General features: G+C 39.2%; 13 protein-coding genes. 6 read left to right on the top strand and 7 right to left on the bottom strand.

What is annotated here, in order from left to right; translation table 11 throughout:
- Positions 1–116 precede the first annotated feature (116 nt).
- The gene (locus HDF25_RS11620; RefSeq protein WP_184624926.1) at positions 117–542 is read left to right on the top strand and encodes a peptide chain release factor-like protein; all 426 of its coding nucleotides are present in this window, start codon (positions 117–119) and stop codon (positions 540–542) included.
- Between the two features lie 4 nt (positions 543–546).
- Here HDF25_RS11620 and HDF25_RS11615 read toward each other — a convergent pair whose 3' ends face one another.
- Positions 547–1,500, bottom strand: a complete 954-nt coding sequence (locus tag HDF25_RS11615) for a lipid A deacylase LpxR family protein (protein WP_184624925.1) — start codon at positions 1,498–1,500, stop codon at positions 547–549.
- An 87-nt stretch (positions 1,501–1,587) separates the two neighbouring features.
- Positions 1,588–4,068, bottom strand: coding sequence for an endopeptidase La (lon, locus tag HDF25_RS11610; protein WP_184624924.1), 2,481 nt, complete (start codon positions 4,066–4,068; stop codon positions 1,588–1,590).
- A 274-nt stretch (positions 4,069–4,342) separates the two neighbouring features.
- Here lon and HDF25_RS11605 point away from each other — a divergent pair, with 274 nt between their 5' ends.
- The gene (locus HDF25_RS11605) at positions 4,343–4,969 is read left to right on the top strand and encodes a tetratricopeptide repeat protein (RefSeq protein ID WP_184624923.1); all 627 of its coding nucleotides are present in this window, start codon (positions 4,343–4,345) and stop codon (positions 4,967–4,969) included.
- Between the two features lie 99 nt (positions 4,970–5,068).
- On the opposite strand, the gene HDF25_RS11600 is transcribed toward HDF25_RS11605, so the two are convergent.
- Complete coding sequence (locus tag HDF25_RS11600; protein ID WP_184624922.1) at positions 5,069–5,599, bottom strand: hypothetical protein; 531 nt, start codon at positions 5,597–5,599, stop codon at positions 5,069–5,071.
- The gene (gene gpmI / locus HDF25_RS11595; RefSeq protein ID WP_184624921.1) at positions 5,599–7,119 is read right to left on the bottom strand and encodes a 2,3-bisphosphoglycerate-independent phosphoglycerate mutase; all 1,521 of its coding nucleotides are present in this window, start codon (positions 7,117–7,119) and stop codon (positions 5,599–5,601) included. Before gpmI ends, HDF25_RS11600 begins: the two co-directional genes overlap by 1 nt.
- Positions 7,120–7,299: 180 nt before the next feature.
- Between gpmI and HDF25_RS11590 the strand changes: the two genes are divergently transcribed.
- The 4 genes from HDF25_RS11590 to HDF25_RS11575 are packed head-to-tail and all read left to right on the top strand — an operon-like array spanning position 7,300 to position 10,079.
- Positions 7,300–7,695, top strand: a complete 396-nt coding sequence (locus HDF25_RS11590) for a DUF4783 domain-containing protein (RefSeq protein WP_221450891.1) — start codon at positions 7,300–7,302, stop codon at positions 7,693–7,695.
- Positions 7,696–7,743: 48 nt separating this feature from the next.
- On the top strand, positions 7,744–8,586 hold the full coding sequence (nadC, locus tag HDF25_RS11585) for a carboxylating nicotinate-nucleotide diphosphorylase (RefSeq protein ID WP_184624920.1): 843 nt from the start codon (positions 7,744–7,746) through the stop codon (positions 8,584–8,586).
- Positions 8,587–8,589: 3 nt separating this feature from the next.
- The gene (gene plsY, locus HDF25_RS11580; protein WP_184624919.1) at positions 8,590–9,243 is read left to right on the top strand and encodes a glycerol-3-phosphate 1-O-acyltransferase PlsY; all 654 of its coding nucleotides are present in this window, start codon (positions 8,590–8,592) and stop codon (positions 9,241–9,243) included.
- A gap of 8 nt (positions 9,244–9,251) precedes the next feature.
- On the top strand, positions 9,252–10,079 hold the full coding sequence (locus HDF25_RS11575) for a M48 family metallopeptidase (protein WP_184624918.1): 828 nt from the start codon (positions 9,252–9,254) through the stop codon (positions 10,077–10,079).
- A gap of 56 nt (positions 10,080–10,135) precedes the next feature.
- Here the strand turns inward: HDF25_RS11575 and HDF25_RS11570 are convergent, their stop codons facing one another.
- The 3 genes from HDF25_RS11570 to HDF25_RS11560 all read right to left on the bottom strand — a co-directional run bounded on the left by HDF25_RS11570 (position 10,136) and on the right by HDF25_RS11560 (position 13,260).
- Complete coding sequence (locus tag HDF25_RS11570; RefSeq protein ID WP_184624917.1) at positions 10,136–11,389, bottom strand: anthranilate synthase component I family protein; 1,254 nt, start codon at positions 11,387–11,389, stop codon at positions 10,136–10,138.
- Positions 11,390–11,458: 69 nt separating this feature from the next.
- Positions 11,459–12,736 (bottom strand): adenylosuccinate synthase, encoded by a 1,278-nt coding sequence (locus HDF25_RS11565; protein WP_184624916.1) that lies wholly within the window; start codon positions 12,734–12,736, stop codon positions 11,459–11,461.
- A 35-nt stretch (positions 12,737–12,771) separates the two neighbouring features.
- Positions 12,772–13,260, bottom strand: coding sequence for a Fur family transcriptional regulator (locus HDF25_RS11560; protein ID WP_184624915.1), 489 nt, complete (start codon positions 13,258–13,260; stop codon positions 12,772–12,774).
- Positions 13,261–13,304 lie beyond the last annotated feature (44 nt).

Raw genomic sequence — 13,304 nt, 5'->3', positions numbered from 1 at the left:
GATTTTTTGGAATTCCGGCCTGTTTTTTTTTAATAAGACCTGTGTCAGCAACGTCCAATTGATATAAAGCTAAATAGTAATAGATTACTTAAATTGAAATTAATTATTTTTGCCGGATGATACCAGAAAGAAAAGATTTAGTTAAATCGCTTATTTTTAAAACCTCCAGAAGCGGAGGAAAAGGCGGGCAGAACGTGAACAAGGTTTCCAGTAAAGTAGAGCTGATCCTCCATATAGAATCGGCTGATTTTTTTACAGCTGAAGAAAAAGCATTACTTGCAGAGCGGCTGGCTAACCGCATCGATACAGAGGGGAACCTTCATATTGTGTCGCAGGAAGACAGAAGTCAGCTGGTGAACAAGGAGCAGAGTATTGTCAAACTGATCGCATTGCTTAAAACTTCGTTGCATGTAGCTCAAAAGAGGAAAGTAACACGTACACCCAGGCGTGTATTACTCAAAAGAAAAAGTGACAAGCAGTCAATTGCTGCTAAAAAAGAAAACAGGAAAAAGCCAGGCATGGATGCCTGGTCGCACCGATAGTTATCTAGTTGAACCTGTACAGGGCTGTGATCGATCCCCATTGATGTGCTCTTGCAACACTTTTAACTTCTTTGGTTTTAAATATAACACCAAAATCAAAAGTGAAACGGTTCGAACTGTAATCCACACCAAGCTGTTGTGCCAGAACAACAGGTTTCTGTCCAAATGTTACCGGACTATTATTATTAAATAAACTTCCTTCAATTGTCGCGTCATAAGCTACCACGTTGATCTGTGGTTTGGCATAGAAAAATATTTCTCTTTTAACCAGGGCCTTGGTCTTCGCATTGTTGCTGATCACAGAATGGGTATAAGCCGAATTAAAAAGCTGGTTGAGACTTCCTGTCCTGAAAAGTATACCTGCGCCTGCACCGGTAAAGGTAGTTCCGAGGTTTGCATATCCTTCGAAAGAGAATTCAACGGCATTACCAGCTGTGCGGGTAAGCAGTTTAGTGTATTGTCCGGAAAGATTAAGTGTGGGTTCGCCTTTAATCTGATACTGCCATCCATCAATGTCATAAAAACCAAATGTTTTATGCAATAGTTTCTGTCCGGCTTCGCCCAGTGAGCTTTTTCCTGTGGTACCAATCTGGGCACTTAAACTCAGTATACTTTCATTGGTGTAAAACCAGTTCATGATTCCCCCAACATAAAGATATCCTGCAAAAGGACGGTCCTGAGTAGCAGGGTCCGGTGCATAACCTGAATAAGGGTTAAACATCATCTGGCCTAAACTAATCTCATAAGTTTTCTTTTCCAGGCCTTCTTTTAATTTTTGCTGATCTGTTGCATGACGGAAATAGAAAAACAGTCCGTTGGTATAGTAACGGTCAGAACCTGCAGCCAGGTAAGAATCATTATCGGATTTAAAGCCTAATTCGTTTTTATAGGTTTGTGAATAGGCAAAAGAAGAACAGAATAATAAAAAAAGGAGAATCGTATAGCCGGTATACTTCATGTGATTTCTAAAAAAAAAGCCCCGGTTATTCCGGAGCTTTAAATATAGGAGTTAAAATTTATCTGCGCAATCAGCGCTTGTTTAAATTTAATTGGATTCTGTCGCTGCAGGTTTAGTCTTAATACTCAGGTCCTGTGGATTTTTAACTTTATCTTTCATCAGGGCCAGGTCAATTACTTCGCTCATTTCTGAAACGTAATAGAAGTTAAGGTCCTTAATGTAGCTTTCTTTAATTTCCAGGATATCTTTACGATTGGATTTACATAAGATGATATCTTTGATATTAGCTCTTTTTGCAGCCAGTATTTTCTCTTTAATTCCTCCTACCGGCAATACTTTACCACGAAGTGTAATCTCACCTGTCATAGCCAGATTTGATTTAACCTTACGTTGGGTAAAAGCCGAAGTCAGTGCAGTCAGCATCGTAATCCCTGCTGAAGGACCGTCTTTAGGAGTTGCCCCTGCAGGAACGTGTACGTGGATATCAAAAAGATCAAACAGTTGGTTATCTATGCCAAATAAAGTGGCATGTGCCCTGATATAGGCAAGGGCAATAATGGCTGATTCTTTCATGACATCACCCAGGTTTCCGGTTAAGGTTAATTTCCCTTTTCCGGGACTGAGACTTGCTTCTATAAACAGAATGTCTCCACCTACCTGTGTCCAGGCCAGACCAGTAACCACGCCGGCTACCTCATTACCTTCATATAAATCTTTATCATAGATCGGTGCGCCTAAAATACGCTCCACATCTTCAATACTTAATGTAGGCTCATAGGTTTCTTCCATGGCAATCTTTGTCGCTACACCACGAACCAGTGACCCGATTTTTTTCTCCAGTCCACGGACACCTGATTCACGTGTGTAATCTTCGATGACTTTCTCAATAAGAGACGATTTGAGATTGATATCTTTTGTTTTAATACCATGTTGCTCTTTTTGTTTGGGCAGAAGATATTTTTTTGCGATTTCTATTTTCTCTTCTATTGTATATCCATTTACTTCTATGATTTCCATACGATCCAGTAAAGCCGGCTGAATGCTGCTTAATGAATTCGCTGTAGCAATGAATAATACATTGGATAGATCGTAATCTGTTTCTACGTAATGATCATTGAATGCATTGTTTTGCTCCGGATCAAGAACTTCAAGCAGGGCAGAAGAAGGATCGCCCCTGAAATCAGAACCTACTTTATCAATCTCATCGAGTACGAATACCGGATTCGCAGCACCAGCTTTTTTTATGGACTGTATAATACGGCCCGGCATGGCACCTATATATGTTTTTCTATGTCCACGGATTTCGGCCTCATCTCTGATACCACCTAATGCCATACGGACATATTTGCGGTTCAGCGCTTTGGCAATTGATTTTCCCAATGAAGTTTTTCCAACTCCCGGAGGGCCTACCAAACAAATAATCGGCGCTTTCATATCACGTTTAAGCTTTAAAACAGCCAGATATTCAATGATACGCTGTTTTACTTTTTCCAGTCCGAAATGATCTTTGTCTAATACTCTTTGTGCACGCTTTAAATCGAAATTGTCTTTGGTGAAATCATTCCATGGCAGATCGAGTAACAGTTCCAGGTAGTTAATCTGTACAGAATAGTCAGGAGCGGCAGGGTTCATTCTGCCCAGTTTTTCCAGTTCTTTACCGAAATGATCTTTGACCTGAACGGACCATTTCTTCTTTTTGGCACGGGTCTCCAGAGCTTCATACTCTACATCCGAAGAGTTGCCTCCAAGTTCTTCCTGAATAGTCTTAAGCTGCTGGTTTAAGAAATAGTCTCTCTGTTGTTTATCTAAGTCAACACGAACTTTAGACTGGATCTGATTTTTTAATTCCAGCATCTGCAGTTCCAGTGTCAGTAGCTCCATGACCATCAGGGCCCTTTCTCTCAGATTATCCATTTCCAGCATTTTCTGCTTGTCTTTGACATCTGCATTCATATTGGATGAGATGAAATTGATCAGGAAGGAAGTGCTTTCAATGTTTTTAAGTGCCATAGCTGCTTCGCTCGGAATATTGGGCGACAACTGGATAATCTGTGAAGACATTTCCCTGATAGAAGCTACCAAAGCTTTAAACTCTTTGTCTTTTTTATGTTTGGCCTCGTTAAATTTACTGATCGTAACTTTAATATAAGGTTCAGATTGTACCTCTTCAAGTAATCGGAAACGTTGTTTTCCCTGGATAATTACCGTTGTATTTCCATCTGGCATCTGTAGCATTTTGATAATATGTGCTACTGTACCGACTTTATTCAACTGTTCAAATGTAGGATCTTCAATTGATACATCCATCTGGGAAACCACACCGATAATTTTATCACCTTTATAGGCCTCTTTTATCAGTTTTATGGATTTATCCCTTCCCACGGTAATAGGGATGACAACTCCGGGAAATAATACTGTATTTCTTAATGGAAGTATAGCTAGTATTTCCGGTGTTTCTTCGTTATTCATCTCATCTTCATCCTGTTGAGACATTAAAGGAAAGAATTCCGTATCTTCATTTATGATGGGTAGTGCATTGCCAAAATCAAACTGATCTTTTATACTCATTAATAGGCCTTTCTAGAATAAAAAAACGACAATCTGACAGTCTGCCGCTTATAAAAACAATAATTATATATTGTTGTGTATAATTTCAACTCCTGTGCCAAAACCTGAATATCGGCTTTATCTGTTAAAAAGTCAGAATATTTAAAATTAATGGACAACTGTATCATAATTTGATTTTTTAAGCGTTTACCTTTAAAAATCAATAAATGATATGTAAATTATGGGCACTTATACCTATCATTTTATATCTTTATTCTTTATTAAATAAAATTTGATGAACTACATTAAAAAAGCGCTTATACTTCTTTTAGTTATTTCTGCCAACGCCAGCTTTGCTCAGAACGGAAGTTATGATAAATTAGGAATGCAGGCAATGATGAAAGGTGATTACAAAGGAGCGGTTGCTCAGCTGGAAAAGGCCGATTCTAAAACCCCTAATAATCCAAATGTACTGAAGATGCTTGGGTATTCTTATTTTCAATGTGGTAATTTTGAGAATTCTATCGAAACTTACAGTAGATTGATTACAGTAAAGCCATCTGATTATTCAGCATATTATTACAGAGGCAAGGCAAGACAAAACGTAGCCAATGATCCTAAGGAATCTTTGAACCAGATGCGTGAGACTTTTTATTTATCGGCAATTAAAGATTTTAGCAAAGCTATAGAGATCAACGGGGAAGAAGATACCCAGTTATTACAGAACAGGGGTCTGGCTTACAAGGATTATGCAATCTATAAATCTTATAAAATCAAAAAACGCGTTGATAAAGATGCGTGTATCGTTTTGTTTAACAATTCAATAGCAGATTTTCAAAAAGTATTGACCGTTCAGCCATTACGTAAAGATATTATTTCACTGATCGATTATGTAAAAGCACAAATTTCAAGTTTGAAATAAAAAGATCTTTCTATACCATAAAAAAGCCTGAAGTATATACTTCAGGCTTTTTTATGGTATAGAAATCTGCTTTGAGAAATTCAGATAAGCTTGAGATTTTTATTTAAACCTTCCGGTGATCTGATAGCTTTTTTCATTCAGCAATTTAATATGCTGCGTCTTTTTTAGCTGATAGAGGCTATCAGGGAAATAAGAGAGGGTATCGTTGGAAGTATACAATGAGTTTTCTGTTCTGATCAGAAGCTCAATACCATGAACCTTGCCATTCCTATAACTGATGGTCATTGATTTTACAGGAACCTTTTCATTGTCTGAAAGATAGCTTTCTGTGTCTTTTCCTTTCCGCTGTTTAAAGAGTCCCTGCCAGGCAGATTTATTAATGTCAGCATCAGCAAATGAAGAGAGTTCTTTTTGCCAGTCTGCAATTCTGAGTTTCTTTCTTTCTGCGGACTGATTAACCATGACAGTCTTGTCTATTTCAGGGTTCAATACCTTAAGACGCTTAGCTTCAAGATCCATATAATCTTTAAGCTTAAAATAAGTGAATGAAGTATTTTGTTTTTTGGGTGCGGACGGATTACATGCCGCAAAAAACAAAATACTTAAAGATATGGTCGTCAGGTGCTTCATTAAATTAAATAATTTCCTGTCATGATCGCAGGTTTCTCAATTCCCATGAGTTTAAGAATGGTAGGTGCAACATCGCCTAGTTTACCATCGGCAATGCTTGTATAATCGGTACCTACCAAAATGCAGGGAACAAGGTTTGTCGTATGGGCTGTATTTACAGAACCATCCTGATTAACCATAAATTCTGAGTTTCCATGATCTGCCAGTATAATAAATGAATATCCGTTTTCAAGACCTTTGGTAACTACTGCTTCAGCACAGCGGTCTGCTGTTTCTACTGCTTTAACAACTGCCTCAAATACACCGGTATGTCCTACCATATCAGGATTAGCAAAGTTGAGACAAATAAAATCTGCCCATCCTGTCTCCAGTTCTGCGGTAATGGCATCGGTAATTCCCTGAGCACTCATTTCTGGTTTAAGGTCATAGGTCGCTACTTTTGGAGAAGGGATCATTAATCTCTTCTCATTGGTAAAGGCCTGCTCCCTGCCACCAGAGAAGAAGAAAGTTACATGTGGGTATTTCTCCGTTTCCGCAATACGGATTTGATTTTTATGATTTTCGGCTAAGATTTCACCTAATGTTTCAGTAAGATCGTCTTTGGTGAATATCACCTTCACATTTTTAAAGTTCTCATCATATGCAGTCATTGTCACATAATACAACGGTAGTTTGTGCATGTCGAAATCCGGATAATCCTGCTGTGTTAAGACGGTTGTGATTTCCCTTCCTCTGTCTGTTCTGTAATTAAAACAAATAACCACATCATCTGGCTGGATAGTTGCCAATGGCTGATTGTTTTCGTTGGTGATCACAATAGGTTTAACAAACTCATCGGTAATTCCCGCTGCATAGGATTGTTCAATTGCTTTTAACGGATCTTGTGTGTGTTCTCCAATCCCTTTGGTTAATAAGTCGTAAGCCTGTTTAACACGTTCCCACCTTGAATCTCTGTCCATTGCATAGTAACGGCCAATTAAGCTGGCTATTTTACCTGTTGAGGTTTTCAGGTGCTGATCAAGTTCTTTGATAAAACCCAGTCCTGAATTAGGATCTGTGTCCCTGCCATCCAGAAAAGCATGTACAAATACTTCTTTCAGTCCCTGATCATTTGCTGCGTCACACAATCCTTTTAAATGATTGATATGTGCATGCACACCACCATCAGATACCAGTCCGATAAAATGAACAGCTTTATTGTTTTTCTTTGCATAGTCGAAGGCGTCAACTAAAGCCTGGTTAGACTTGATGGAACCATCACTGATGGCTTTATTGATCCTGCCCAGTTCCTGATAGACAACTCTTCCCGCACCCAGGTTCATATGGCCAACCTCAGAATTTCCCATCTGGCCAGCCGGTAAACCCACTGCCTCACCAGATGCTTCCAGTTTTGAGTTGGGATATTTTTTTAGTAAAGAATCAAAGAAAGGTGTATTAGCTGCATAGGCTGCATCAGAATTGTCTTGTTTTCCGTAACCCCATCCGTCCAGGATAAGGAGCATCACTTTTTTATTATTCATTTAAATTGAATTGATATTTCGCTGATAAATAAAGTATGAAGACCTGTTAGATTTTTTATGCCATAAATCAGAACAGGCTCAAGCAAATATAAACTATTTGATGCTGAAGAAGAACCTAAATGTAATTTATGATGTGTGAATGGCATAATTTGTGTGCATAATAATTGTTATCTTTAGAGTATGATTAGACCATTACTTTCGGTATTGATTTTATTGACCCAGCTGTTTCATCCGGTGGATTTTCAGGGCGATATTGTCGATTCATTATCAGCCTTATTCAAGACAGGAAATTCAAAGGAAATCAGTAAGAATTTTTCCCCTTCTGTAGAATTGACTATAATGGAAGAGGAAGATGTCTACACGAAAGCACAGGCTGAACAGATTCTAAGAGAATTTTTTACAAAAAATCAACCTGTAAGTTCAATGGTTGTTCACCTCATTAATACCAACCCTAATTACCGGTTTGGTATTCTGTCCCTGAGTACTAAAAATGGGAAATACAGGGTTGCTATCACCCTTAAAAAGACGACTAATACCTTTTTTATCACCGAATTAAGGATTGAACCAGATAAATAGTAATATAAATTTAGGTAAAAATGCTATTTTTGATCTAAAATACATGTTTTGGATAAGAAATTAATAGACCTGTTTATAAAAAATGCTATTGCTGAGGATCTTGGTGATGGCGATCATACGTCCATGTCCACCATTCCTGCTGGTGCTACAGGGAAAGCAAAACTTTTGGTTAAAGAAGACGGTATCCTTGCCGGAGTAGAACTTGCCCTGGAAATCTTCAGGCAAATAGATCCAACCCTGTATACTGAAGTATTTCTGAATGACGGGGATGAAGTGAAATACGGAGATATTGCTTTTACAGTATCAGGCAGTTCCCATGCTATTCTGCTGGCCGAGAGGCTGGTGCTGAACTGCATGCAGCGGATGAGCGGAATCGCGACCAAGACCAATCGGATTGTACATTTACTTTCACCTTATCAGACCAGATTGCTGGATACCCGTAAAACAACACCAGGTATGAGATATCTGGAAAAATGGGCTGTCAGAATTGGTGGTGGAGTTAATCACAGGATTGGTTTGTATGATATGATCCTGATCAAGGATAATCATGTTGATTATGCCGGCGGGATTGCAAATGCGATCACGGCTGCAAATGATTATCTTGCAGATAAAGGAAAGTATTTGGAAATTGAGATTGAAGTAAGAAACCTGGAAGAACTGGACCAGGTACTGGCAAAAGGTATGGTAAACAGAATTATGCTGGATAATTTTAGTTTTGATGACCTTAAAACAGCTGTGAAAGTGATTGATCACCGGTTTATCACAGAAGCATCCGGTGGAATTACCGAAGAAAATATAACTGAATATGCAGATTGTGGCGTTGACTATATCTCTATGGGTGCATTAACTCATTCGGTTAAAAGTTTAGACATGAGTTTAAAAGCCTATTAAGGTATGATATCAATCTACTCTATTTCTGCAGTTATTTTAGCTTACCTCTGTGGGTCAATCCCAACGGCGGTTTGGATCGGACAGGCATTTTACGGTATTGACGTAAGAGAATACGGCAGTGGAAATGCAGGTGCTACCAATACCTTCCGTGTATTGGGTAAAAAGGCTGGGATGGCTGTAATGACCATTGATATTGCCAAAGGGTACACTGCGACCAAACTTGCCTATTTTATAGGTCTTTCAGTGACCGGACCCCATAACTCTTCCCAATTTGTAAATTATGAGCTGGCTTTGGGTGTAACTGCTGTAATGGGACATTTGTTCCCGGTTTTTGCTGGTTTCAGGGGAGGAAAAGGTGTTGCTACTCTTTTTGGAATGATTTTGGCGGTTAATTTTCCGGCAGCTATGCTTTGTGTACTTGTTTTTGTGGTCGTGCTTCTGGTTACCAAATACGTATCTCTAAGTTCTATATGTGCTGGGTTTACGTTTCCATTGGGAATTGTTTTTATATTCCATTCGACAATTAAGTCAGAAGTTTTGTACGGGATGTGTGTATGTATACTGATCCTGGTTACGCATCAGAAAAATCTTGAGCGCCTGCTTAAAGGCAAGGAATCAAAAGTGTATCTGTTCAAAAAGAAAACACCTGCTAACTAAAAAAACTAATGAAGAAATTAACATTGCCGGGTATTGCTGTTGTAATATCGATGGCTTACGCTTGTTCCACTGTCCCGTTGTCCGGGAGAAACAGAATAAGTTTTGTGAATGAAAGCCAAATGCAGACTGCCGCTGCACAAAGTTATACCACTTTACTGAAAGATCCGAAGACTAAGATATTGAATAATGCTGATGCAGCGAGGGTGAAGAGAATAGGAGAGAAGATTGCTGCTGCGGTAACTAAATACATGAATGCAAACGGTTATGCCGCGCAGATCCAGGGCTTTCATTGGGAATTTAACTTAATTGACAGTAAAGAAGTTAATGCCTGGTGTATGCCAGGAGGTAAAGTAGCTGTTTATTCAGGTATTTTACCAGTAACCAGAGACGATGCAGGACTGGCAACGGTGATGGGGCATGAGATTGCCCATGCAGTAGCGCAGCACTCTTCAGAAAGAGCGTCGAAAGCTGCCGTAGCACAAGGGCTCGGTGGTTTAATCGGGGCTGCAACCGGAAATCAGTCTGAAGCTACGCAGAATCTGATCAGTCAGGTTTATGGTGTTGGGGCGCAAGGGTTCTATTTGTTGCCTAACTCAAGAACACAGGAGTTGGAAGCTGACCATCTTGGACTTATTTTTATGTCTATGGCTGGTTATAATCCTTCAAATGCAGTTAGTTTCTGGCAGAGGATGGCTGCTGTAAGTCAGAGTTCACAAAAACCACCTGAGTTTTTGAGTACTCACCCGGCCGATGCAACAAGGATAGCACAGATCCAGAGAGATTTACCTGAGGCACAAAGATATTTTAATTCGGGTTCAGGAAAACCCATCAGATAGTTTAAATAAGAAAGACAGCCCGTGATCAGGCTGTCTTTCTTATATCAGGATAATGATTAATTAGCCAGTGTTTTAATTATAGCTGATGCTTTCAGCATGCATTCTTCATATTCTGATTCGGCCGAAGAAGCGTAGGTTATTGCACCGCCTACCTGGAAGGACAAATATTTTTTCTGTTTATTATAGAGTATGCTCCGGATCACGACATTAAAATCAAAGTCTCCATCAGCATCAAAATAACCAAATGTTCCAGAGTATATCCCTCTTTTGCTACATTCAGTCTCTTCGATGAGTTCCATCGCCCTGACTTTGGGTGCGCCAGTCATGGAGCCCATCGGGAAAGTGTTTTTAATAATTTCGGCCGGGTGTAAAACGGGATTAGCCTGGCAGCTTACAGTTGAGATCATCTGATGAACCTGAGGAAAGCTATAGATACCAAATAATTCGTCAACCCTGACAGTTCCCGGGACGGCACTTTTAGTTAAGTCATTTCTAACTAAATCTACAATCATTACATTTTCAGCCTGTTCTTTAAGATTGTTCTTGAGTTCCTTTTTGATAAGCTCATCTTCTTTCTGATCATTACTTCGTTTAGCAGTACCTTTAATAGGTTGTGAAATCAGCTGGTTTCCGCGTTTACAGAGGAAGCGTTCCGGGCTTGCTGAAAGAATGTAGTTGTCGTTTATTTTAAAGTAGCCTGCAAAAGGGGTAGGAGATAACTCATTTAAATTAAGATATACTCCGAAAGGATCGATTGAAGCATTTTCAGCAAAAAACTCCTGACAAAAATTGACTTCATAGATGTCTCCCCTGGATATGTGCTCCCTGAGTTCATTTACTTTATTCAGATAGGTTGCTTTGTCTATTTTGTATTCCATATTCAACATGGAATTTGGAGCTGGCTGATGCGGGGAAAGAGCATGAATTGTTTCCAGAAGACCTGCTTCTCCTCTTAATACTTCAATATTTCCGTTCCGGATGATGATCAGGTTTTCCGGAATAAAGAAAAAGAGATCAGGAAAATCAAGATGGTCCACATGAGTAGAAGACAAAGTTTCAATTTCATTTTTCAGGTCATAACTCATTAGCCCGAACATCCAGTCAGAATTGGCCTGTTGGAATTCTTGAAGAGATTTAAATGCCTGACCTGTATTTACATTTAACTGACGCCTGGCACCTGCTGCCAGCAGAAAATCGTATTTGGAATAAGGATCGGTATATTCATTAGAATCGAAGCAACAGCATATTTCAAACTGATTGGCCCATTGTAAGGCTTTCTGTTTAAATGAAATTAGTTCCTGTGAATTCATTTTGGGATAGAGAGATTATCGAACAAAAAAAGGCGGCACCAGGCCGCCTTTTTGTTTAATTGTATTTTCTTAGTTAAGAATTAATGTTTGAACCCTGTCTGGTCCAACAGAAAGGTATTTTACCGGTACTCCCAGTTCTTTCTCTAAGAAAGCTATGTATGCTGAAAGCTGGGCAGGGATCTGATCAATTTCAGTAATAGCTGTTATATCTGTTTTCCAGCCTTCAATCGCTTTCAATACCGGAGTAGGTTTGATTGTGATAATATCGTAAGGCATGTAATCAATTTTTTCACCATTGTGCTCATAATGAGTACAAGCGTAAATCGTATCAAAACCACTTAATACGTCAGCTTTAGTCATTACCATTTCGGTAACTCCGTTTAACATAATCGCATATTTAAGTGCAGGAAGATCTATCCATCCGCAACGGCGTGGTCTGCCTGTGGTAGCACCAAATTCGTGACCTACCTGACGCAGGTTTTCACCAACTTCATCTTCCAGTTCAGTAGGGAACGGTCCGCTTCCTACACGTGTGCAGTAAGCTTTGAAAATTCCAACCACACTTCCGATTCTGTTCGGTGCAATACCTAATCCTGTACAAGCACCTGCAGTAGTCGTATTAGAAGAAGTTACGAAAGGATAAGAACCAAAATCGATATCCAGTAATGTACCTTGTGCACCTTCAGCAAGAACTTTCTTGCCTTCTTTAAGATAGCCATTTACAAAATGCTCGCTATCTACATGAGGGATAGTTTTAATAAATTCAACAGCTTCAAAGAAGGCTGCTTCTTTTTCCGCCAGGTCATACTCAAAATTATAATGAGAAAGCAATTCTTTGTGCTTATCAACCAGTTTGTTATAACGTTCCTTGAAATCAGGCAGAGTTGTATCACCAACACGTAAACCATTACGTCCGGTTTTATCCATATAAGTCGGTCCTATACCTTTAAGGGTGGAACCAATCTTATCTTTACCCATTTTTTGCTCGTTGGCAGCATCTAAAAGCTGATGAGTTGGAAGGATAAGGTGTGCTTTACGGGCAATTACCAGTTTTCCATTAGCAATCGGATCGTGACCTGCTTTTTTCAGATTGTCTAATTCCCTTTTTAAAATGATGGGATCAACTACTACGCCGTTACCGATCAGGTTCATGGTGTCTTTGTTGAAAATACCAGATGGAATAGTATTTAGCACAAACTTTTTGCCATCAAACTCTAAGGTGTGGCCGGCATTCGGTCCGCCTTGAAAACGAGCTATCAAATCATATTGAGGACATAGTACGTCAACAATTTTTCCTTTGCCTTCATCGCCCCATTGCAGGCCAAGAAGCACGTCTACTTGCGTCATTATTTTAATTTAAGAAAAGATTATAATTGTGTTGTTTAACTTGCATTTTTAATATCCTCTTTTTGTTTAATGGATGCTTTTGCAGCACAGTCAAAACAACTGCCATATAAATTTAAAGAGTGATGTTTGATGTCGAATTTTAACAGGTCACCTACCATGCTCTGAATCTGATGAATCCGGGGATCACAGAATTCAACAACTTTTCCGCAGTCAATGCAGATTACATGGTCATGCTGGTGGTATCCGTAAGACTTTTCGAATTGTGCCATGTTCTTCCCAAACTGATGTTTGGTAACCAGATCACAGGAAACAAGCAGCTCTAAAGTGTTGTACACGGTAGCCCTGCTTACTCTGTATTTCTGATTTTTCATATGGATATAGAGGGTCTCTACATCGAAATGATCATCTCTGGAATAGATTTCTTCTAAGATAGCAAAACGCTCAGGCGTTTTTCTAAGACTTTTGTTTTCGAGATAGGCTTCAAATATTTTTCTAACCAACTCGCTGTTATGGTTTGCAGACATAGTTTTAAAACTCCTTTCAAAGGTACCAATTTTTATATAGAACC

The sequence above is a fragment of the Pedobacter cryoconitis genome (genome assembly GCF_014207135.1).
Lineage (GTDB): Bacteria > Bacteroidota > Bacteroidia > Sphingobacteriales > Sphingobacteriaceae > Pedobacter > Pedobacter cryoconitis_D.
The sequence above is the reverse complement of the archived record's forward strand: the minus strand, read 5'-3'. Positions and strand labels throughout refer to the sequence as shown.